Genomic DNA, 22,392 nt, shown 5'->3' with positions numbered 1-22,392 from the left:
TGTTTGGCTGGGTTGATGTACTTCCCAAGTAGGACGGCACTCGTGGAATGTCGTGTGAATCTGGCGGGACCACCCGCTAAGCCTAAATACTTCTTGATGACCGATAGCGGACCAGTACCGTGAGGGAAAGGTGAAAAGTACCCCTGGCGGGGAGTGAAATAGTACCTGAAACCGTGTGCCTACAATCCGTCAGAGCCCGGCCGGCCTTTTGGCAGTGGGGGTGATGGCGTGCCTTTTGAAGAATGAGCCTGCGAGTTAGCGGTGTGTGGCAAGGTTAACCCGTGTGGGGAAGCCGTAGCGAAAGCGAGTCCTAATAGGGCGATTGAGTCGCGCGCTCTAGACCCGAAGCGAAGTGATCTAGCCATGGGCAGGTTGAAGCGCCGGTAAGACGGCGTGGAGGACCGAACCCACTTCAGTTGAAAATGGAGGGGATGACCTGTGGTTAGGGGTGAAAGGCCAATCAAACTTCGTGATAGCTGGTTCTCCCCGAAATGCATTTAGGTGCAGCGTTGCGTGTTTCTTGCCGGAGGTAGAGCACTGGATAGCCGATGGGCCCGACCAGGTTACTGACGTTAGCCAAACTCCGAATGCCGGTAAGTGAGAGCGCAGCAGTGAGACAGTGGGGGATAAGCTCCATTGTCGAGAGGGAAACAGCCCAGACCATCAGCTAAGGCCCCTAAGCGATAACTAAGTGGAAAAGGATGTGGAGTCGCAGTGACAACCAGGAGGTTGGCTTGGAAGCAGCCACCCTTGAAAGAGTGCGTAATAGCTCACTGGTCAAGTGATTCCGCGCCGACAATGTAGCGGGGCTCAAGTTATCCGCCGAAGCTATGGCACTCCGGTTTTCCGGGGTGGGTAGGGGAGCGTCGTGTAACCAGTGAAGCAGCGGAGTGATCCAGCGGTGGAGGTTACGCGAGTGAGAATGCAGGCATGAGTAGCGAATGATGTGTGAGAAACACATCCGCCGATTGATCAAGGGTTCCAGGGTCAAGCTAATCTGCCCTGGGTAAGTCGGGACCTAAGGCGAGGCCGACAGGCGTAGTCGATGGACAACGGGTTGATATTCCCGTACCGGCGAAGTGACGCCCATGATGAGGCGCATGATGCTAACCATCTGAAGCATGCGTGACCGATCCCTTCGGGGTGAGGCGTGTGTGTGGAACATGGGACCCAAGTGTGTAGTAGTCAAGTGATGGGGTGACGCAGGAAGGTAGTCGAACCGTAGCGATGGTTGTCTACGGGTAAGCGTGTAGGGCTGTGTGTAGGCAAATCCGCACACTGTATGCCTGAGACGTGATACGGACCCGTTTGGGGAAGTCGATGATCCTATGCTGTCGAGAAAAACCTCTAGCGAGTCATGAGCCGCCCGTACCCCAAACCGACTCAGGTGATCAGGTAGAGAATACCGAGGCGATCGAGCGAACCATGGTTAAGGAACTCGGCAAAATGCCCCCGTAACTTCGGGAGAAGGGGGGCCCGGATCGTGAACCCACTAGCTGGGGGAAGCGTGAAGGGCCGCAGAGACCAGGCCCAAGCGACTGTTTACTAAAAACACAGGTCCGTGCGAAGTTGTAAGACGATGTATACGGACTGACTCCTGCCCGGTGCTGGAAGGTTAAGAGGACGGGTTAGCCTCACGGCGAAGCTCAGAATTTAAGCCCCAGTAAACGGCGGTGGTAACTATAACCATCCTAAGGTAGCGAAATTCCTTGTCGGGTAAGTTCCGACCTGCACGAATGGAGTAACGACTTGGGCGCTGTCTCAACCGTGGACTCGGCGAAATTGCACTACGAGTAAAGATGCTCGTTACGCGCGGCAGGACGGAAAGACCCCGGGACCTTTACTATAGTTTGGTATTGGTGTTTGGTTCGGCTTGTGTAGGATAGGTGGGAGACTGTGAAGCGCACACGCCAGTGTGTGTGGAGTCAACGTTGAAATACCACTCTGGTCGTACTAGATGTCTAACTTCGGACCATGATCTGGTTCAGGGACAGTGCCTGATGGGTAGTTTAACTGGGGCGGTTGCCTCCTAAAGTGTAACGGAGGCGCTCAAAGGTTCCCTCAGCCTGGTTGGCAATCAGGTGGCGAGTGTAAGTGCACAAGGGAGCTTGACTGTGAGACAGACATGTCGAGCAGGGACGAAAGTCGGAACTAGTGATCTGGCCACGGCATGTGGAAGCGTGGTCACTCAACGGATAAAAGGTACCCCGGGGATAACAGGCTGATCTTCCCCAAGAGTCCATATCGACGGGATGGTTTGGCACCTCGATGTCGGCTCGTCGCATCCTGGGGCTGGAGTAGGTCCCAAGGGTTGGGCTGTTCGCCCATTAAAGCGGCACGCGAGCTGGGTTTAGAACGTCGTGAGACAGTTCGGTCCCTATCCGCCGCGCGCGTAGGAAACTTGAGAAAGGCTGTCCCTAGTACGAGAGGACCGGGATGGACGAACCTCTGGTGTGCCAGTTGTACCGCCAGGTGCATGGCTGGTTGGCTACGTTCGGAAGTGATAACCGCTGAACGCATCTAAGCGGGAAGCACGTTTCAAGATGAGGTTTCCCACCCTTTATGGGTTAAGGCCCCCTACAGACTATGGGGTTGATAGGCCGGAGGTGTACAGCAGTGATGCCCAGCCGACCGGTACTAATAGGCCGAGGGCTTATCTTTCATAAACCCTCAACAAAAACAACAAACGAAGACCGTCAAGTCTCGCGTCCACAACCAACTGTTGTAACACAGGTTTGGTCACCCCGATAGTGGTGATCTCTAGAGTTACGGCGGCCATAGCGAAGGGGAAATACCCGGTCCCATCCCGAACCCGGAAGTCAAGCCCTTCAGCGCCGATGGTACTGCAACCGAGAGGCTGTGGGAGAGTAGGACGCCGCCGGACATATCTTTGCGCAGGGCCACCTCTTCGGAGGTGGCCCTGCTGCTATTTGTGCGCATTTTCGATGCGCTGTGTCGAGCTGTCGAGGTGCGCCGTATTGGGCCCGTCGAGACGAATGTCGGGCCCTCTTCGCGCCACGCCCGGTTGACGTGGGCTGCCATGCGAGGTCCAATGTCATAGTTGCAGTCCGTACCAACAACACCTCGAACAAGGAGTTCCCATGGTCAAGAAGCTGCTCATCGCCGCCGTCGTTGCCGCGGGTCTCGGCGTGGCCATCAAGCTGGTCACCAGCCGCTGATTCAGAGCTTCTCCAGCTGCCCGGTGCCCTTCGAGGTGCCGGGCAGCTGTCATTTGGTGCCCTGTGAGGCTTCCTCGTCCGGGGTGACCGAGGCAGCAGGAGCGATGGGCTCTTCCTTCGGGACGTCGACCTCAGCCAGTGACCGGCGAGCGCCGGGGATGGCGAGGATGCCGCCGACCATGAGGAAGAGCAGCAGGCCGGCGAGGACGAGTAGGGACTCGACCGAGAACTGATCTGCGAGCGGGCCGAAGACCACCATGGAGAGCGGCATGGCAACGGACATGACGATCCCGACGATGCCGAAGACTCGCCCCTGCATCTCTGGTTCGACGCGCTCTTGAAGGATGGTGAATGCGGGTGCGGTCAGGGCCGAGAAGGCGACCCCGATCAGCAGGCCGAAGACGAAGAAGACCCACATGTTGGTGGAGACTCCGAGTCCGACGACGAACAGCCCGATGAGGACGACGGAGCCGACCATCAGGCGCATGCGGTGGACGATCTTGGGTCCGAGCACGGCCATGGCGGCGCCGCCGGCCAGCATGCCGAAGCCCCAGAACAGCTCGTTCGCGGTGAGCTTCCAGACCTCGTCGCCGAAGGTACGGGTGACCATGAGCGGGGTGAGGTAGGAGGGGGCTCCGACCATCACCATGACCAGCGTGAAGAGAACGAGGATCCAACGCACGTGCGCATGGGTGGAGACGTACTTGAGGCCGGCGCGGAGGTCGCCGAAGTAGGAGACCTTCCCCTGGTCGGGGCGTACGAGGCGGGCGACCGGGACGAGAGCGAGCAGGCCGACACCGATGAGAGCCGTGATCGCGTCGACGAAGAAGACCGCGACGATGTCCATGCTGGCGTAGATCACCGCGGCGAGTGCCGGGGCGAGGAGCGTCATTGCGGACTGGATCGTCTGGAAGGCTCCGTTGATGCGGAGCAGCTGAGACTCCGGCACGATCTGCGGGATCATCGCGGTGACCGCAGGCATCTGGATGCCGGCGAAGACCGAGCGGATGGCCAGGGCGAGATAGATGATCCAGAGGTCGTCGATCCCACTGACCATCAGGCCGGCCAGGATCAGGGTGGCGACCGCAATGGTGGCGTCGGATCCCATGATGAGGAACTTGCGGTGATGTCGGTCGGCCCAGACGCCGCCGAAGATCGACATGAACGCCTGCGGGAGCATCCCGAAGACGAGGCTCAGCATCAGCACTGACCCGGACCGGGTCTCGATGGTGAGGTGCCACATCACGGCGTACATCACCAGCATCGAGCCGAGCAAAGATACCGTTTGGCCGGCGAGGAAGATCGCTGCGTTGCGCCTCCAGCCGGAAAGCTCGTCGGCGGGCATGCCGAACAGCCTTAACCCGGACGCGGAACGCGTCAACCGACTTTGGTCTCGCGCGGCTACGCCAGGATCAGTGGCGGGCCGTGGTGGGTCGAGCGGGCGAGCACGTCGCCGTCGAGGTTGAGTGCGGGACCATCGGTGCGGATGTCCCAGCCCGAGGCCGTCTGCGCCGGCGGTACGCCTTCCATGCTGACGTGGGCGATGGGCAGGCGCCCACGCGCCTCGGCGACGGCAGCGCGTACGCCGGTGCGTACCTCGATCGGCCAGTACTGCTCGGTGATCGACTGCCAGACGACCGTGAGCACATCGGCGTCGGTCGCTTCGGTGAGCTGTTCCTTCAGCCAGGTGTCGGCCGAACCGACGTCGACGACGGGCGGGTCGCCGGCCGCGACCTGCAGGGCACCGGCGAGCCGGGCGTGACGATCGACCTGATGGGGCCATACGAACGAGGTCAGGTACTCGCGTCCCGCCGCGGTGGAGACATCGACAGGGGCGAGGTCGCAGCCACGGCGCGCGACTACCTCGAACGGAACCGGACGTACTCCGGAGCTCTGGGTGTCGATCGTCAGCGGGCTGTCCGTGGGACCGTACGCCCAGTCCTCGCCGTAGAAGTGGTAGCGGTCGACGAGCAGGTTGAGCCCCGCCGAAGCGCCCGGCTCGAGCAGCCGGATGCGGTGCAGGCCGGTGCGGCGTACGGCCTCGAAGATCCCGATGAGGAGACAGGCGGAGCGGCCGACCTCGTTGGTCTGGGGCGCCACCTCCAGACCTGCGCGGAGCTCATCGACGTGAGCTGCGAGCACCTCCTTGAACAATGGCCAGGCGGTGACGTACGCGTCGTTGCCTCCGAGGTTGGGATAGAAGCATTCGATCTCGGGAGCGTCGCCACGGAGAACGATGCGGTGAAGAGCCGCCAGGAGGCGCAGTTGCACGGCATCGGCACGGGAGGCGTCGAGGTGATCCCGGCAGATCTCAGCCACGGGACCACCCGCATCGAGGTCGTCCGCGAACCGGTTGAGCAGCCAGCCGTAGAGGTGCTCCTCGTGGCCGAAGTGGTCGCGGAAGAGCTCGGAGAGAGTCGCCATGGGCACATCCAAGCACTGACGCGCGCTTGCGAGTGTAGGTAAGGTAAGCCTTACTTAAACGGGAAATGGAGCTGGCATGGGATTCGACGACGGCCGCAAGCTGAAGGGCGTGTACGCGGCCGAGGTGCTGCACAACAAGCAGGTCACGCCGCACATGGTGCGGCTCACCTTGGGAGGCGATGATCTGCGACGCTTCCCGCAGCGCGGCTTCGACCAGTGGTTCCGGCTCTTCCTGCCGCGACCGAACGGAGAGGCCACCAACTTCGACGCGGTGCCCGAGAAGCTCGGGACGATCGACTACCTGAAGTATCTGAGGCATGGCGACCGGCCGCCGCTGCGCAACTACACCGTGCGCGAGCACCGGCCCGACCTCGGTGAGATCGACGTCGACTTCGTCGTGCACGGGGATCTCGGGATCGCGGGTCCGTGGGCGCGTACCGCACAGCCCGGGGAGAGGGTCGTGCTCATGGATCAGGGCACGGGCTTCGACTTCGCTGCGGACGCGTCGTTCCACCTGCTCGTCGGGGACGAGTCGGCCCTTCCGGCGATCGTCGGGATCCTCCGAGACATGCCCCGCGACGCACGCGGCCTGGCAATCATCGAGATCCCGGACATGGCCGACGTCCAGGACGTCGCCGGGCCCGAGGGGGTCGAGGTGCGGTGGCTGGCTCGAGGCGACTCCGCCGCACAGCCCGGGGCGCTGGCGATCGCCGAGGTGAAGGCGTTCACGCCCGAGGTGCCGACCACGCTCTCGGCCTATCTCGTCGGTGAGCGGACGATCCCGGCAGAGGGACGGCGCCATCTGGTCTCGGTCGGGGTGCCCAAGTCGCGGATCACCTTCGTCGGCTACTGGCGGATCGGCAAGGCGCAGGCGTAGAGCCTGGCGCTCGCCGATCCGCCGGGTGCCTGGACCTCAGTTGAGCAGGTCCTGGATGGAGGTGCGGATCTGGTCGAAGGCGAGCCAGGCGAAGATCAGGGCGCAGATGATGAGGCCGATGTTGGAGACCCACTTGTTGCGCCACTCCGCGGGAGTGTGGCTGGTGTTGAGGAGCCAGAGGAGCGTGACGGCCAGGAACGGCATGAAGAAGGCGCCCAGGACGCCGTAGATGAGGATCAGCCAGGTGGGCTCGTCGGCGAGCAGGAGCCAGATCATTGGCGGGAAGGTGAGCCAGAGGATGTAGGAGCGATACCAGATGCCGCCGCTCTTGGCCTCGGGCTCGTCGGCCTTTCCACGGATGGTCCCCATGAAGTCCGCGAACATCAGGCTGACGCCATTCCAGACGCCGACGAGGGACGACATCGCCGCGGCCCAGAAGCCGATCAGGAAGAGCTTGCCGAACCAGTTGCCGTAGCGGTCGGCGAGCACCCTGGACAGGTCGAGCATGCCCTGGTCGCCGGTGCCGATGGCGATGTTGGCCGAGTAGAGCAGCTCGGCGCCGACGATGAGGGTGGCGACCACGAAGATGCCGGTCACGACGTACGCCGTGGCGTTGTCGATCCGCATCACGCGCATGAACTGCGGCGTGTGCCAGCCCTTCTCCCGCAGCCAGTAGCCGTAGGCGGCCAGGGTGATCGTGCCGCCGACGCCGCCGGCGACCGAGAGGATGTTGACCAGGGAGCCTTCGGGGATCGTCGGGACCAGGCCGACGAGGAGGTCGGGGAGGTTAGGCAGGGTGACGAGCGCCGCGCCGACCATCGTCACGAACATGATGCCGACCAGGACCGCGAGGAACTTCTCGAAGAGGCCGTAGCGGCCGGCCCACACGATGGCGAGACCGATCAGGCCGGACAGGATGCCCCAGACCTTCACCGACGCGAACGAGAACAGCGCGGTCAGTGCCAGGCCGGTGCCGGCCATCGCGGCGGCACCGTAGATGAAGCCCCAGATCACGATGTAAGGACCGAAGTAGATCGTCGTCCAGATGCCCAGACGCCGCCATCCCTGGAAGATCGTCTCGCCGGTCGCCAGGGTGTAGCGCCCGGCGCCCTCGACCAGGACCACCTTCAGGACACATCCGACGACGACGGCCCACAGCAGGGCGTAGCCGTACTTGCTGCCAGCGATCAGGGTGGCGACCAGGTCGGCGGCACCGACACCGGTCGCGGCCACCACGAGACCGGGTCCCAGGATCCGCCATCGAGGGGCTTCGGTTGTCTCTGTCCTCGCTGCGTGTGACATGGGGGACAGGTATACCCCGTTTTAGGTAAGCTCCGCGATCTTTTGCTGAAGGACGGCACGTTCCCGGTTGTTCGTGCACATCCCTGCCGCCCGCTCCAGCTCCTTGCGTGCCTCGACGGTTCGGCCCAGCCGGCGCAGGAGCTCTCCGCGTACGGTCGGGAGGAGATGGGTGTGGTCGAGCCGCTTGTCCTCGGCGATCCGGTCGACGAGCTCCAGAGCTCGCAGCGGTCCGTGGGCCATCGCCACCGCCACGGCCCGGTTGAGGTCGACGATCGGGTTGGGTGCGATGCGGCCCAGGGCCTCGTAGAGGACGATGATCCGCTCCCAGTCGGTGGTCTCGACCGAGTCGGCGACCCCGTGGGTGGCGGCGATCGCGGCCTGGAGCCCATACGGGCCGAGGCCCCGTGGGGTCGCCTGCTCGAGGGCGGCCAGGCCGCGGCGTACGGCACCTTGGTCCCATCTGGTGCGGTCCTGGTCCTCGAGGAGGACCGGGTCGCCGGCGGCATCGGTGCGCGCCGGGAAGCGAGAGGCGGTCAGCTCCATGAGCGCGAGCAGTCCGTACGCCTCCGGCTCGTCGGGCAGCACGCCGATCAGCACCCGGGTCAGTCTCCGCGCCTCGCGCGCGAGGTCGGTGCGGATCAGATCCTCGCCGGACGTGGCGGTCGAACCCTCGGTGAAGATCAGGTAGAGGACGTTGAGCACGCCGGCCAGACGCTGCCGACGCTCGTCGGGAGACGGCACCTCGAAGGGGACCTTCGCGGCCGCGATCGTCTTCTTGGCGCGGGTGATCCGGGCCTGGATCGTCGGCACGGGCACCAGGAACGCCCGGGCGATCTCCTCGCTGCTGAGGCCGCCGACGACCCGGAGGGTGAGCGCCACCCGGGCCTCCTTGGACAGCACCGGGTGGCAGGAGACGAACATCAGCGCGAGGACGTCGTCATCGATCCGCTCGATGTCCAGCTCGTCGTCGTACGCCTCGTCCTGGTCGTGGGCGATCGCCTCGTACTTCTCGCGCTGGACCCCGGCGCGGCGGATCGTGTCGATCGCCCGCCGCTTGGCAGTGGTCATCAGCCAGCCGACCGGGTTGGCCGGCTGGCCGTCGCGCGGCCAGGAGACCAGCGCCTCAGCGAGGGCCTCCTGGGCCGCGTCCTCGGCGAGGGCGAAGTCGCCGGTGTAGCGCGCGAGCGCGCCGACGATGCGGGCGGACTCGATACGCCAGATCGCCTCGACGGCGCGCGTCGCGTCACTCATCGGTGTCTCCCCGGGTGGTTTCGGCCCTCAGAGCTGCCCGGTCTTGGTGCGCCAGTCGAGCTCCTTCTGGATCCACGGGTTGTCCTGCGGAAACTCGTCGATCGTGGGCACCCGGCGGATCTCGACGGCGGAACCGGGGAAGTAGCTGAGCCGCTTGGCCCACTCGACCGCCTCCTCCTTCGAGCCGACCGAGATCAGGTAGAAGCCCCCGAAGAGCTCCTTGGTCTCGCCGTACGGACCGTCGGTGACCACCGGCGGCTCGCCCGCGTCGGCGTAGGTGACGACCGTGTGCTCCTCGGGGTCGAGGCCCTCCATGGCGAGCACCACGCCCGCCTTGATGAGCTCGTCGTTGAGCTGCCCCATCTTCTCGAGCATCTGCTCGAAGGGGATCTCGGCCATCGCGGCGTTCTGCTTGTCCTCGTCGATGGTGCGCCAGATCAGCATGTACTTCGGCATCTCGGTTTCTCCTGTGTCGGTCGGGCCGTCTTGCCGGCCCGTTCACCCCTTGGTCGAACGAGGTCTACGCGGGATCGACAACGCTGCCAAGAATATTTTCGGGACCCTGTTCAGCGGGTGGGTAGGTTGGGGACGTGAAGATCTCGTTGTGGCCCAGTCCTGCCGTTCCCACTGCCGACATCCTTGCCGAGGCGCAGGCGGCTGACCAGGCCGGTTGGTACGGCGTCTGGTTCGCCGACCACTACATGCCCAACACCGGCTCCGAGGACAGCGACGACGGGCCGATGCACGAGGTCTGGGGGGTCCTCCCGGCGCTGGCCGCGACCACCGAGAACGTACGCATCGGGCCCCTCGTCTCCCCGACGACGATCCATCACCCGGCGCTGCTCGCGAACCGGTCCGCGACGATCGACCACATCGCCGGAGGGCGGTTCGTGCTCGGCATGGGTGCCGGCTGGCAGATCAACGAGCACAAGGCGTACGGCATCGACCTGCCGAGTGCGAAGGTGCTGGTCGACCGGTTCGAGGAGGCGATCGAGATCACCCGGTCGCTGCTCGACAAGCCACGTACGACCTTCGAGGGGACCCACTTCCAGCTCACCGACGCTCCGTGCGAGCCGAAGCCGGTGGCCTCGCCGCTGCCGATCCTGGTCGGTGCCAAGGGACCGCGGATGCTGCGCGTCGTCGCCCGGCACGCCGACGAGTGGAACACCTGGGGCACGCCCGAGAGCGCCGGCGCGGTGCGGGCCAAGCTCCTGGAGGCGTGCGAGCAGGTGGGCCGCGACCCCGCGACGATGAAGACGACCACCAACCTCATGCTCGACCTCGACGGTGCGAACCCGGGCTTCGCCAGGACGCAGACGGGCTCGGCCGGTGAGCTGCAGGACCTGATCGGCCGCTATGTCGAGGCCGGGTTCGACGAGTTCATCCTGCCGACCTGGAATCTGGGTGAGACCGGTGCCGAGCGGATCGAGCGGGCGGCACAGCTCAAGGCCGAGGTCCTCGACCCGGCACTCTAGGTCCGCGCGAGGATCGCACTGTTGATCACGTCGGTTCCCGGAGCGTCGACCTCGGGGTTGGCCTCGGCGACCACGTTCAGGCCGGCGAGAGCCTGCGGACCGACCTGCGGGTAGAGCAGCGTACGCAGCCCCCGGGCGCTCCGCGCCAGGACGAGGCCGCCCGGGGCGAGAGCGGTGACCGCCTTGCTGAGCACATCGGCTTTGGCGGCATCGTCGGACCCGACCAGGCCGGCGAGAAGCACGACGTCGACGGGGTGCGGTGGCGTGGCGGCGGAGGCCTCGGCGTGCTCGAACGTCACGCCGACGGCACCCAGGCGTCCGAACGCGGCGGAGGAGAGCCGGATCGCCTCGGCGTCGTGGTCGACGCAGTGCACCGCGATGCCCTGGACGGCCAGACAGAGCGCGGTCAGGGGGAGCGGCCCCGAGCCGAGGAGCAGCACGTGCCGTGGGACGGTGCCCTGGCGGCGTACGGCTTCCAGCTCCATCTCCACGAGGCGCCGGTAGTTCTCGCGGTAGGGGAAGCGGGCGAATGCCGCCGCGGGGTCGGGGGCGCGCGAAATCTGGCGGGCCCAGACCCGCTCGAGCGCATGCTCGCCGGCGGACGCGACCGAGCGGAAGAGAGCCGGTGACCGCGACGGCGGCAGTGCGGCCAGCACGGTCTCGGCCTCCGACTCGGGCACGCTCAGCACCGCGGTCACCAACCGGTTGAAGAGCGCGTCGACGACGATCCCGGGCTCCAGCGACGGCTGGTCGAGCAGGTCGTCGAGGGTGGAGACAAGACGTTCGTCGATGGCTTCGAACGTTCCCGGATTCACAACCGGCCACCCTTCCACATCGGTGACGGCCGCTGCACGGTGATCCGTCAGGAGCCCGCTCCGCGGCACGGAAGTCGCCTCACCCGTATCCCACGCGTCGGCGGCTCGGTTCTGGGACGATGTAGAACTACGCCACTCGGCTCCGACGTATCCCCGTAAGCACGCCTACGGAAGGCGCCGACGAAAGGGAAGAGCCATGAAGTACGTCATCCTGATCCACTCCAACCCGCAGCCGTGGGGTCACCCGACGGGTGACTTCATCCCCGAGTTCCAGTCGCTGCCGCAGGCCTCCAGGGAGAAGCTCAACGCGGCCTTCGAGGGGATCATGGAGGAGCTCTCGGCCAACGGTGAGCTCATCGGCGGGCAGGCGCTCGCGGATCCGGCGTCGGCCAAGCTCTACCGGTGGGAGGCCGGGGAGCCGATCTCCACCGACGGCCCCTACTCCGAGGCGAAGGAGCATCTGGCCGGCTTCTTCCTGATCGACGTCGAGTCTCAGGAGCGAGCCGAAGAGGTCGTACGCAGCTTCAGCGGCCCCGGTGAGACGGTCGAGCTACGGCCGGTGGCAACCTACTGACATGACGGTCACGGGAGTCGAGGACGTGTGGCGGCAGGAGTCCGCCCACGTCCTCGGCGCCCTGCTGCGAGTCCATCCGGACCTCCCCGACTGCGAGGACGCCGCCCAGGAGGCGCTGATCGCCGCCAGCCAGAAGTGGCCGTGCGACGGCCTGCCGGGCGACCCGCGGGCCTGGCTGATCCGGGTGGCTCATCGGCGGCTGATCGACCAGATGCGCGCGGACACGGCTCGGACCCGGCGCGAGGTCGCCGACGGGATCGCCCGGCGGCTCGACGAGCCGGACCCGGCGGCCGTGGAGATCGGCTCGGCCTACGACGACTCGCTGCGGCTGATGATGATGTGCGCCCATCCCGCGCTGCGGCGCCCCTCGCAGGTGGCGATCACGCTGCGGTGTGTGGGCGGTCTGACGACGTCGGAGATCGCGGCTGCGTACCTGGTTCCGGAGGCGACCATGGGGCAGCGGCTCAGCCGGGCGCGAGCGACGCTGAAGGACGAGGAGTTCTGCTCGCCGGCGCCTGACGAGCTGGCCGAGCGGATCGCCTGCGTGCTCGACGTCTGCCACCTGATCTTCAACGAGGGCCACACCCGCACCAGCGGCCCGGAGCTGCAGGGGATCGAGCTCACCGACGAAGCGATCCGGCTGACCCGGATCGTGCGCGGGGTGCTCCCCGAGCACGACGAGGCCACCGGCCTGCTCGCGCTCATGCTGCTGACGCAGGCCCGCTCGCGCGGTCGCGTCGACCACCTCGGCGACCTGATCCCGCTCAAGGACCAGGACCGCTCGCAGTGGGACCGGGAGCTGATCCGCGAAGGTGTGGCGCTGCTGGAGGACGTACTCCCCGAGGGGCCGGTGGGCCGCTATCAGCTGCAGGCCGCGATCGCCGCGGTCCACGCCGAGGCGGAGTCGTACGAGGCCACCGACTGGCTCCAGATCAACCTGCTCTACGGGATGCTCGCGCAGGTCGCGCCCTCGCCGGCGGTCACGCTCAACAGGGCCGTCGCCGTGGCGATGAGTCTCGGCCCCGAGCACGGGATCGAGATCGTACGCGACCTGCTGGAGCACCCGGCGATGCAGCGCCACCACCGCGCCCATGCCGTGCTGGCGCACCTGCTCGAGCAGTCCGGCGACGTCTCGACGGCTCGGGAGCACTACGTGCTGGCGGCCCGGCTGACCCAGAGCGTGCCGGAGCAGCGCTACCTGAACCGCCGGGTCGAGTCGCTCGACCAGGCGTGACTGCTCACATCTGACGGATCACATCTGTATGGCGCCATCGATGACGAGGATGATCCCGAAGATCGCGAACAGCGCGGCGGCGCCGTACTTGATCACGTTCTCGGGGAGCTTGCGGCCCAGGAGCGCGCCGACACCGATGGCGAGCGCGTCGGCGGCGACCATCCCGACGGTGGAGCCGATCCAGGTGCCGAGCCAGCCCTCCTGGGTGGCCAGGGTGATCGTCGCGAGCATCGTCTTGTCGCCGAGCTCGGCCAGGAAGAACGCGATGCCGACGGCGATGATCGCCATGCCCCGGCTGTTGCGGGCCTTCTTCGCCTCGTCCTCGGTGAGCTCGTCGCCCCGCAGGGTCCACCCGGCGAAGAACAGGAACGCGACTCCCGCGACGATGGTGATGTAGTGCTGCTGCTCGGCGAAGGCGTCTCCGATGAGGGCGCCGATGGCGACCGAGGCCAGATGGACGATCGCGGTGGCGGCGGTGATCCCGATGATCACGTCCCGAGCCCGGTAACGGGTGGCGAAGGTCATCGCCATGAGCTGGCTCTTGTCGCCGAGCTCGGCGACGAAGATGACCGCGGTCGAAAGCAGGAAGGCGTACACGGAGTTCCTCTCCGGCGCCGGCCGGAGGAGTCCCATGAGGGGTTGATCGTCCTTCGACCAGCACCGTCATGTTGATACGGATGCATGGTCGAAGGTCTCGTCCGCCACTTCGTGGCCGATCGCGCCGGGCCCTGAGGCCAGTATGTCGACGCGACTGTTGAGGACTACTCCCCTTCGCGGGCTCAAGTCTAGGCCAGAGGCCTCACCCAGTCGCACTCGGGAGGTCGGCTGGCTGTTCGCCGAATTCCCTCAGCAAGGATCCGATCCTGGTTAGGCTGACTTCATGGACGAGGCCGGAGTGCGCGCGGTCCTCTTCGACCTGCACGACACGCTCGTCCCGAGCGGCCACCCCGCCGAGCACGCCGCGGTGGCCAGGGGGATGGGCGCGGATCTCGGAGTCGACCCCGATGCGTTCGCGGCCGCGGTCGCGGACACCTTCGACGATCGCGTACGCGGTCTGATGGCCGATGTGCACCACACCGTGCGCTACCTGGCCCGACGGGTCGGCGGGTCGCCGACCGAGTCCCAGGTGGAGAGCGCGATCACGCGGAGGCTGAACTACTCGCTCTCTCTGCATGCGGCGACCTGGGCGCTGCCTGCACTCAAGGCACTGCGCAAACGAGGGTTCAAGCTCGGCCTCGTCGCCGACTGCGGGGCGGCGACGGTCGCGATCTGGCCGCAGAGCCCGCTCGCGGACCATCTGGACGCCGTCTCGTTCTCCTGCCAGACCGGCGTACGCAAGCCGGACTCGGGCGCCTACCTCGTCGCCGCGGCGGCACTGGAGGTGCGCACGAGCGAGTGTGTCTATGTCGGTGACGGAGCCGACCACGAGCTCAGTGGGGCCGAGGCGGTCGGGATGCGGGCGGTGCGGTTCCGGTCCAGGGCGCTCGAAGAGCTCGACGAGGCGGTGTATCGAGCTTGTCGAGATGACGTCGCCTCCGACCTGGACCCCGACTGGAGCGGGCCGACGATCAGCGACCTCGGCGAGCTCGTCGGGATGATCGGGATCCCGATTCCACGCGAAGGGTCCGAATCGCGGACGTTCGTCTCCGGAAATGTGGTGCCGTGGGGTTCCAAGAGATCGTCCCGCTGATCTCCGGCTGAGGTCTGCACTCGTCCGGTCATGGCCTCGAGACGACGTCCGGTGTCGGGTCAGGATCCCACTCCTGCGGGCCGATGTCAGCCGAACCAGCGATCCGCCGGGCTTTCGGTCCGCTCCTCGGCACGGTGCCGGAGTGCCATCGAAACGGTGTCCGATATCACACCGAACCTGTTACCTGTCCTTTGACAGGTTACGCGTCCGTCCGGCTGGCCCCGTCTTCGAGGAGATCGCTCCATCAGGCGGCACCGCACGCGGGAAATGGTCCTTCCCCCCTAGCGAGTTCCGACCGAAAACGGTAAGAATCGATCGACCGACAGGGAAGAAATTCTCCGACTCCGACCCCACATTTCGGACTCAGGTTTCCAACAGTCTTGGTTTGCCCCCGACGCCCTTGACCTACATGCTTACCTGTCAGTCGACAGGTTAATCATGCTTCAAGGAGGACCCGGGTGGCGCTAGCTGCAGACCACAGCACGGACACGGTGCTGAACGCACGGGCAGATGCTCGCGCGCAAGGGGGGCAGGTCAGCGACTGGATGCCGTACCTACCGGCTTCGTCGAGCCCGTTCTGTCCGGACGACGTCGACCCGGACACCCTGACGTGGGCCGAGACGGTCGCTCCAGGGAGCTACACCCACAAGGTCCTCGCCCGCGGTACGCGGTTCCGGCTCGAGGACCCGACCGGTGAGGCCTGCGCCCACACCCTCGTCTACAACGCGCTCGAGCCGACCGAGCGGCTCAACGTCGCCGACACCCAGAAGATCCCGTGGCAGGCCTACCTCGGTGCCGGCCACCCGTTGCTCTCCGGTGACGGCCGGGTGCTCGCCACGATCCTCGACGACACCTCGGGCCGGCACGACGCGTTCTGCGGAACGAGCACCGCCGCCTGGAACGCTCTGCGCTACGGCACCGCGCTGCCCGAGGGGCCCGCACCCGCCGGCCGTGATCTCTTCGTGAAGGCGGCCGCCAAGCACGGGCTCGGGCCTGCCGACGTACCTCCGTCGGTCTCGTTCTTCCAAGGAGTCCGGGTCGCCTCGGACGGGAGCTTCGACTGGTTCGGCTCCTCAGGAGCGGGGACGTCGGTCGAGCTCGTGGCCGAGCTGCCCCTTCTCGTGCTGATCGCCAACGTCCCGCACCCGCGCGACCCACGTCCGGAGTACGTCGTCGGGCCGCTGCGCGTGCACGCCTGGCGTACGCCGGAGACCAACCCCACGACCCCGGTGGACGAGCGTTTCGACGCCTCCCCCGAGGTTCGGCGGGCGTATCTGAACACACTCGACTATGCGGAGGCTCGGGGCCTGTGACTACCACGATCGACAACCCGGTGATGAGGCCTGTGACGACCATTCCCGTCCCTGTGACCACCTATCTGACGCCCGACGGGCAGCTGGTCTCCAGCGTCCCGGTCGGGGCGTCGTACGCCGATGACGACACTCACCTGGAGTGGGGTGACCCGCTGGTGCCGGGTGCCGTCGTGCTGGACGAGCAGGTGGCTCCGCGGGCCTCGTGGTCGGGTGTCGTACGTGCCGGGCAGGTGTTGACGATCGTCGATGTCGGCGGCAACCAGTCGGGTGACTGCCTGCTCTACAACGCGCACCACACCGACGAGCGCTACAGCGTTCCGGACACGCTCGCGTGGCAGGACAACGCCTACATCCGCACCGGGACCGTGCTGCGCAGTAACCTCGGTCGTGCCCTGATGACCGTCGTCGAGAACGAGATCGACCGCCAGGACACCATCGGCGGCGCGTGCTCGCGCGAGTCCAACACGCTGCGCTACGGCCACCACGTGATGTATCACCACGGCTGCCGGGAGAACTTCCTGACCGAGGGAGCCAAGCACGGGCTCGGCATGCGCGACATCGTCTCCAACATCAACTGGTTCATGAACGTGCCCGTCGAGGAGGACGGTGCCCTCGGCATCGTCGACGGCATGTCGGCGCCCGGGAAGCGGGTCGCGCTGCGTGCGGAGATCGACACGCTCGTGCTGATCTCCAACTGCCCGCAGATGAACAACCCCTGCAACGACTTCAACCCGACGCCGCTGCGGATGATCGTCTCCGAGCCGGATGTCGACTACGAGGCTGGCGCATGACGTTTGGTTCTGAAGCCGGACTGTCCTTCGACACCGTCCTGGTCGCCAACCGAGGGGAGATCGCCCGCCGGGTGATGCGCACCGCGCACGAGCTCGGGATGCGTACGGTCGCGGTCTTCTCCGAGGCCGACCGAGCGGCACCACACGTGCGGGAGGCCGACGAGGCGGTCTGTCTGGGCTCCGCGCCCGCACGGGACTCCTACCTCCGTGGCGACCTGATCATCGCGGCAGCCCTGCGCACCGGCGCGGGGCTGCTCCATCCCGGCTACGGCTTCCTCTCCGAGAGCGCGGCCTTCGCCCGCGAGGTGGAGGCGGCGGGGCTTCGGTTCGTCGGGCCGACGCCCGAGCAGATCAGCGCTTTCGGTGAGAAGCACTCGGCCCGCCGGCTCGCCGAGAACGCCGGGGTGCCGATGCTGGCCGGTACGGGGTTGCTCTCCGGGCCGGACGAGGCGGCCGAGGAGGCTGCTCGGATCGGGCTGCCGGTGATGGTCAAGGCGACCGGCGGCGGTGGCGGCATCGGGATGACCGCGTGCAGCTCGGCGGAGGACGTCCTGGTCGCGTTCGAGCGGGTCGCCCGGCTCGCCCAGACCAGCTTCGGCACCGCCGGGGTCTTCCTGGAGCATCTGGTGCGGCCCGCCCGCCACGTCGAGGTGCAGATCTTCGGCGACGGCGAGGGTCAGGTCGCCGTGCTCGGCGACCGCGACTGCTCGCTGCAGCGCCGCAACCAGAAGGTGATCGAGGAGGCGCCCGCGCCGGCGCTGCCCGAGCACGTACGGACCGTCCTGCACGACTCCGCGCGCCAGCTCGCCAAGTCGGTCTCCTACCGCTCGGCCGGGACCGTGGAGTTCGTCTACGACCCGGGTCGCGAGCTGATCTCCTTCCTGGAGATGAACACGCGCCTCCAGGTCGAGCACGCGGTCACCGAGCAGGTGATGGGCATCGACATCGTCGAGCTCATGCTGCGGCTCGCTCGCGACGGCGTCACCGCCCTGCGCGACGAGCTGTTCCGCAAGTGCCCCGCACCCAAGGCGTACGCCGTCGAAGCACGCGTCTACGCCGAGGACCCTGCCAAGGACTCGATGCCGTCGTCGGGCCTGGTCACGCGCGCGGTGTTGCCGACCGAAGCTCCTGGCGTCCGGGTCGACTCCTGGATCGAGACCGGGCTCGAGGTCTCGCCCCACTACGACCCGCTGCTCGCCAAGGTGATCGCCACCGGCGCGACCCGCGACGAGGCGCTGGACAGGCTGGGCGAGGCGCTCGCCCGGACCCGGATCGATGGGATCGTCACCAACGTCTCGGCGCTGCGCGCGATGACGACGTACGCCGAGCTCCGATCGGCCACGCACTCGACCTCGACCTTGTCCGAACGTGCCAAGGAGGGCCGCGGCGGGGACCCCGATCCGCGCATCGACGTGCTCGACCCGGGCGTGCTCACGACCGTTCAGGACCTTCCCGGCCGGGTGGGCTACTGGCAGGTCGGTGTACCTCCGTCGGGTCCGTTCGACCCGGTCTCCTTCGCCGAGGCCAACCTGGCCGTCGGCAACCACCGGGGTGCCCCGGGCCTCGAGGTCACGGTGCCGCTGGCAACCGGCCGGGCGACGGCCGTGGGGCCGACGCTGGTCTTCTCCGATCCCGCCGTCGTCTGCGTGACCGGTGCCCCCATGCCGGTCAGCGTCGACGGCGCCCCCGTCCCGCAGTGGGAGCCGATCGAGCTCCCCGCCGGGGCGACGTTGACGCTGGGTCGAACCGACGGGCCGGGCCTGCGGACCTACATCGCGGTCCGAGGGGGCCTGGACGTACCCGACTACCTCGGCAGCGCCTCGACGTTCACGCTCGGCGGGTTCGGCGGTCACGCCGGGCGTACGCTCCAGCGCGGTGACGTGCTCCGCCCCGGAACCGCGGTCGACCCGGAGGCGCAGCCCGCGGCGACCCCGGTGTCGCGGCGGCCGGCGCTGACCAACACCTGGGAGATCGGCGTCACCGAGGGCCCGCACGGCGCCCCGGAGTTCTTCACGCGCTCGGACCTGGACCAGCTCTACTCGGCGAGCTACCGGGTGCACCACAACTCGGCTCGCACCGGCGTACGCCTGATCGGGCCGAAGCCGACCTGGGCCCGTGCCGACGGTGGCGAGGCCGGACTGCATCCCTCGAACATCCACGACACCCCCTACACGGTGGGGTCGCTCGACTTCACCGGCGACACCCCGATCATCCTCGGCCCCGACGGCCCGTCGCTGGGCGGCTTCGTCTGCCCGGCGGTGGTCGCCAGCGGCGAGCTCTGGAAGATCGGGCAGCTGCGCCCGGGCGACACGGTGCGGTTCGTGCCGGTGCGGGAGGGCAAGGCCGCCGGCCTGGTCAACCACCGGGCCTCCCTGACGGTGGCCGGCGGTGCGGGTGGCGACGGCGACGACGGCGTGCTGGGCCGGTTGCCCGAGACGTCGGCGCGACCGGAGGTCACCTATCGGCGCAGCGGGGACAACTCCCTGCTGGTGGAGTACGGGCCGATGACGCTCGACCTGGGGCTCCGGATGCGGGTGCACGCGCTGCAATCGGCCCTGGCCGAGCACGCGCCCGCCGGCATCATCGACGTCACCCCCGGGATCCGGTCGCTGCAGGTGCACACCGACTCCTCGGTCCTGCGGGCCGGTCAGGTCGCGGGGCTGCTGCGGGAGCTGGAGGAGGACCTTCCGGCCACCTCGGAGCTGACCGTGCCCTCGCGACGGGTGCGGCTGCCGCTCTCCTGGGACGACCCGGCGACCCGGGAGGCGATCGAGCGCTACACCGCCGGCGTACGCGACGACGCGCCATGGGCGCCGTGGAACATCGAGTTCATCCGCCGGATCAACGGGCTCGGCTCGGTCGAGGAGGTCCACCGGACCGTCTTCGACGCGACGTACCTGGTGCTCGGGCTGGGCGACGTCTATCTGGGCGCGCCGGTCGCGACGCCGTTGGACCCGCGGCACCGGCTGGTGACGACGAAGTACAACCCGGCCCGCACCTGGACGGCGGAGAACTCCGTCGGCATCGGCGGTGCGTACATGTGCATCTACGGGATGGAGGGGCCGGGCGGATATCAGCTCGTCGGACGGACGACGCAGGTGTTCAACCGATTCCGGCGGTCGACGACCGCGGGCGGACTGTTCCGCGACGACCCGTGGGCGCTGCGGTTCTTCGACCGGATCGAGTGGTATCCAGTCTCCGCCGAGGAGCTCCTGGAGCTTCGCGCGGAGGTCGACGCCGGGCGTGGCCCCGCGATAAGCGCAGCCGAGACCGAGGAGGGCACCTTCTCGATCAAGGAGTACGACCGCTTCCTGACCGCCAACGAGGACTCGATCGCAACCTTCCGTGACCAGCAGTCCGCTGCCTTCGAGGAGGAGCGCGAGCGCTGGAAGGCCGCCGGGGAGTTCGACATCTGCGACCGCATCGACGCGCGGGGCGAACCGTCGGAGGTCGAGGTGCCGGAGGGGTGCGTGCAGGTGACCGCGCCGTTCACCTCGACCGTCTGGAAGGTCGTCGCGAGTCGCGGTGCGCGGTTGACCCAGGACGCCCCGCTGATGGTCGTCGAGGCGATGAAGATGGAGGCGAGCGTCCCGGTTCCGGTCGCCGGCGAGGTGGTCGAGGTCTACGTGAAGCCGGGCGAGCAGATCGTCCCGGGGCAGGTCATCGCTGCGGTGCGACCGCTCGACGGGCTCGGCTCTTGATCCACTCACTGCCAGGCGGTGCGGTCGCCCGCGCCACCGAGGCCCTCGACCGCATCGAGGCGTCGGATCGTCCGGAGATCTGGATCTCGCTGCGTACGCGTGAGGACCTGCTCGAGGAGGCCGCCGCCATCGACGCGAAGGTGGCCAGCGGAGAGGTCCTGCCGCTGGCCGGACGCCTGCTGGCGGTCAAGGACAACATCGACGTCCGCGGCCTGCCGACCACCGCCGGAGCGCCCTCGTTCGCCTACCCGCCCACCGCTGACGCCACTGCGGTCGCCCGGTTGCGAGCCGCCGGGGCGTTGGTCGTGGGAAAGACCAATCTGGACCAGTTCGCGACCGGCCTGGTCGGCACCCGCAGCCCGTACGGAGCGGTCCGCAACGCCTGGGACCCGAGCCGGATCTCGGGCGGATCCTCGTCGGGCTCAGCGGTCGCGGTCGCCCTCGGCCTGGTCGACCTCGCGCTGGGGACCGACACCGCGGGTTCCGGCCGGGTGCCGGCGGCGCTCAACGGCATCGTCGGGGTGAAGCCGTCGCGCGGGCTGGTTCCGGTCACCGGCGTCGTACCCGCCTGCTACACGCTCGACTGCGTCACCGTCTTCGCCCGGGATCTCGGGTCTGCCCGCGCGGCCGCGGAGCTGATGGCCGGTCTCGACCCGTCGGACCCGTTGTCGCGTACGTTGCCGGCGGATGCCGGTCTGCCGCCGGCGCCGAGGGTGGCTGTACCGACCGGGGAGCATCTCGACGGGCTCGCTCCGGGGTGGGCGGCAGCCTTCCGGGCCGTGGCAGCGCGGCTGGCCGACGCCGGGGTCGAGATCGTCGAGACCGACATCTCGCCGTTGCTCGAGGCCGCCAGACTGCTCTACGACGGCGCCTTCGTCGCCGAGAGGTACGCCGCGGTGGGCTCCCACCTCGAAGCCAACCGCGGCCTCATCGGGACCGACCTGGACCCGACGGTCGCCGAGATCGTGCTCGCCGGGGCATCGGCCAGCGCAGCGGACTGGGCACGCGACGTGGCTCACCTGGCGCGCCTCGGGGCGGCGGGGAGAGAGGCCCTCGCGGGTTGCTCGGCGTTGCTGACGCCGACGACGACGGGGCATCCGACGTTGGCCGAGGTGGCCGCGGATCCGGTGGGCGCGAACGCGCGCCTGGGCCGCTACACGAACTTCGCGAACCTGCTCGACATGGCCTCGCTCGCGATCCCGGCCGGCCAGGTCGGCGGGCTGCCCTTCGGTGTGATGCTTACCGGGGCGGCCGGCAGCGACCGCACCCTGGCCGCACTCGGCCGCACGCTGCTCAGTCCCTGTGTCGATCTCTTCGTGGTCGGCGCGCATCTGTCGGGACAGCCCCTCAACCACCAGCTGGTCGAGGCCGGCGCGACGCTGCTGCGCCCGGTGTCGACCTCGGCCGACTACCGGCTGTTCGCGCTGGAGACGGTGCCGCCCAAGCCCGGACTGGTCCGGGTGGGTGCCGCCGGGAACGGGGTACCGATCGAGGGCGAGCTGTGGCGCGTCCCGGCCGCGGGCTTCGGGACATTCGTGGGTGGCGTACCTGCTCCGATGGTCATCGGGAAGGTCACGCTGTCAGACGGCTCCTCGGTCTCGGGCTTTCTCGTCGAGCCTTTTGCCGTCGAAAAGGCTGCTGATATCTCGGCGCACGGGGGTTGGCGCCGTTACCGGTCTGAGCAGGGCCTTTAACGTTCAGCGTGGATATCGGTTACGGGACTGGGGTCATTCCTCCAGGTGGCACACGACTCTGTTCACGGTCCG

The 22,392-nt window shown here is 67.4% G+C and carries 16 protein-coding genes and 2 rRNA genes (1 of these 18 only partly in view); 11 read left to right on the top strand and 7 right to left on the bottom strand.

The genetic code is table 11. From position 1 onward, the window contains the following. Positions 1-2,661: ribosomal RNA gene (locus OG801_RS14410) — 23S ribosomal RNA — on the top strand (it extends 430 nt beyond the left edge of the window). Positions 2,662-2,767: 106 nt separating this feature from the next. Beyond that, positions 2,768-2,884, top strand: a 5S ribosomal RNA gene (gene rrf, locus OG801_RS14405). 344 nt (positions 2,885-3,228) lie between these two features. On the opposite strand, the gene OG801_RS14400 is transcribed toward rrf, so the two are convergent. Then, positions 3,229-4,524 (bottom strand): MFS transporter, encoded by a 1,296-nt coding sequence (locus OG801_RS14400; RefSeq protein WP_406036214.1) that lies wholly within the window; start codon positions 4,522-4,524, stop codon positions 3,229-3,231. Positions 4,525-4,580: 56 nt separating this feature from the next. Next, positions 4,581-5,603: a DUF2332 domain-containing protein gene (locus OG801_RS14395; RefSeq protein WP_406036213.1), complete on the bottom strand. Its 1,023-nt coding sequence runs from the start codon at positions 5,601-5,603 to the stop codon at positions 4,581-4,583. A 76-nt stretch (positions 5,604-5,679) separates the two neighbouring features. Between OG801_RS14395 and OG801_RS14390 the strand changes: the two genes are divergently transcribed. Continuing rightward, on the top strand, positions 5,680-6,480 hold the full coding sequence (locus OG801_RS14390; RefSeq protein WP_406036212.1) for a siderophore-interacting protein: 801 nt from the start codon (positions 5,680-5,682) through the stop codon (positions 6,478-6,480). A 36-nt stretch (positions 6,481-6,516) separates the two neighbouring features. On the opposite strand, the gene OG801_RS14385 is transcribed toward OG801_RS14390, so the two are convergent. From OG801_RS14385 to OG801_RS14375, 3 genes are all read right to left on the bottom strand, one after another. Continuing rightward, the gene (locus tag OG801_RS14385; protein ID WP_406036211.1) at positions 6,517-7,713 is read right to left on the bottom strand and encodes an Nramp family divalent metal transporter; all 1,197 of its coding nucleotides are present in this window, start codon (positions 7,711-7,713) and stop codon (positions 6,517-6,519) included. 90 nt (positions 7,714-7,803) lie between these two features. Continuing rightward, the gene (locus OG801_RS14380) at positions 7,804-9,033 is read right to left on the bottom strand and encodes an RNA polymerase sigma factor (RefSeq protein ID WP_406036210.1); all 1,230 of its coding nucleotides are present in this window, start codon (positions 9,031-9,033) and stop codon (positions 7,804-7,806) included. 27 nt (positions 9,034-9,060) lie between these two features. Then, on the bottom strand, positions 9,061-9,489 hold the full coding sequence (locus OG801_RS14375) for a YciI family protein (protein WP_355021951.1): 429 nt from the start codon (positions 9,487-9,489) through the stop codon (positions 9,061-9,063). Positions 9,490-9,623: 134 nt separating this feature from the next. On the opposite strand from OG801_RS14375, the gene OG801_RS14370 reads away from it, so the two are divergent. Continuing rightward, positions 9,624-10,508: an LLM class flavin-dependent oxidoreductase gene (locus tag OG801_RS14370; RefSeq protein ID WP_406036209.1), complete on the top strand. Its 885-nt coding sequence runs from the start codon at positions 9,624-9,626 to the stop codon at positions 10,506-10,508. On the opposite strand, the gene OG801_RS14365 is transcribed toward OG801_RS14370, so the two are convergent. Then, positions 10,505-11,323, bottom strand: coding sequence for a nicotianamine synthase family protein (locus tag OG801_RS14365; protein WP_406036208.1), 819 nt, complete (start codon positions 11,321-11,323; stop codon positions 10,505-10,507). The two genes, OG801_RS14370 and OG801_RS14365, sit on opposite strands and share 4 nt — an antisense overlap. A 196-nt stretch (positions 11,324-11,519) precedes the next feature. On the opposite strand from OG801_RS14365, the gene OG801_RS14360 reads away from it, so the two are divergent. Then, positions 11,520-11,897 (top strand): YciI family protein, encoded by a 378-nt coding sequence (locus tag OG801_RS14360; protein ID WP_091044421.1) that lies wholly within the window; start codon positions 11,520-11,522, stop codon positions 11,895-11,897. Position 11,898: 1 nt separating this feature from the next. Then, a complete protein-coding gene (locus OG801_RS14355; protein ID WP_406036207.1) occupies positions 11,899-13,131 on the top strand; it encodes an RNA polymerase sigma factor in 1,233 nt (410 codons plus the stop codon). An 18-nt stretch (positions 13,132-13,149) separates the two neighbouring features. Here OG801_RS14355 and OG801_RS14350 read toward each other — a convergent pair whose 3' ends face one another. Beyond that, positions 13,150-13,764 (bottom strand): TMEM165/GDT1 family protein, encoded by a 615-nt coding sequence (locus OG801_RS14350; protein ID WP_406036206.1) that lies wholly within the window; start codon positions 13,762-13,764, stop codon positions 13,150-13,152. Positions 13,765-14,011: 247 nt separating this feature from the next. Between OG801_RS14350 and OG801_RS14345 the strand changes: the two genes are divergently transcribed. The 5 genes from OG801_RS14345 to atzF all read left to right on the top strand — a co-directional run bounded on the left by OG801_RS14345 (position 14,012) and on the right by atzF (position 22,320). Next, entirely contained in the window at positions 14,012-14,821 is an 810-nt protein-coding gene (locus OG801_RS14345; protein ID WP_406036205.1) for an HAD family hydrolase, read from the top strand. A gap of 458 nt (positions 14,822-15,279) precedes the next feature. After that, the gene (locus OG801_RS14340; RefSeq protein ID WP_406036204.1) at positions 15,280-16,134 is read left to right on the top strand and encodes an urea amidolyase associated protein UAAP1; all 855 of its coding nucleotides are present in this window, start codon (positions 15,280-15,282) and stop codon (positions 16,132-16,134) included. After that, a complete protein-coding gene (locus OG801_RS14335; protein WP_406036203.1) occupies positions 16,131-16,925 on the top strand; it encodes an urea amidolyase associated protein UAAP2 in 795 nt (264 codons plus the stop codon). Before OG801_RS14340 ends, OG801_RS14335 begins: the two co-directional genes overlap by 4 nt. Further along, entirely contained in the window at positions 16,922-20,626 is a 3,705-nt protein-coding gene (gene uca, locus OG801_RS14330) for an urea carboxylase (protein ID WP_406036202.1), read from the top strand. The genes OG801_RS14335 and uca overlap by 4 nt, the downstream gene beginning before the upstream one ends. Continuing rightward, a complete protein-coding gene (atzF, locus tag OG801_RS14325; RefSeq protein WP_406036201.1) occupies positions 20,623-22,320 on the top strand; it encodes an allophanate hydrolase in 1,698 nt (565 codons plus the stop codon). Before uca ends, atzF begins: the two co-directional genes overlap by 4 nt. Positions 22,321-22,392 lie beyond the last annotated feature (72 nt).

It is taken from the genome of Nocardioides sp. NBC_00163, from assembly GCF_045206295.1.
Classification (GTDB): domain Bacteria; phylum Actinomycetota; class Actinomycetes; order Propionibacteriales; family Nocardioidaceae; genus Nocardioides.
The sequence above is the reverse complement of the archived record's forward strand: the minus strand, read 5'-3'. Positions and strand labels throughout refer to the sequence as shown.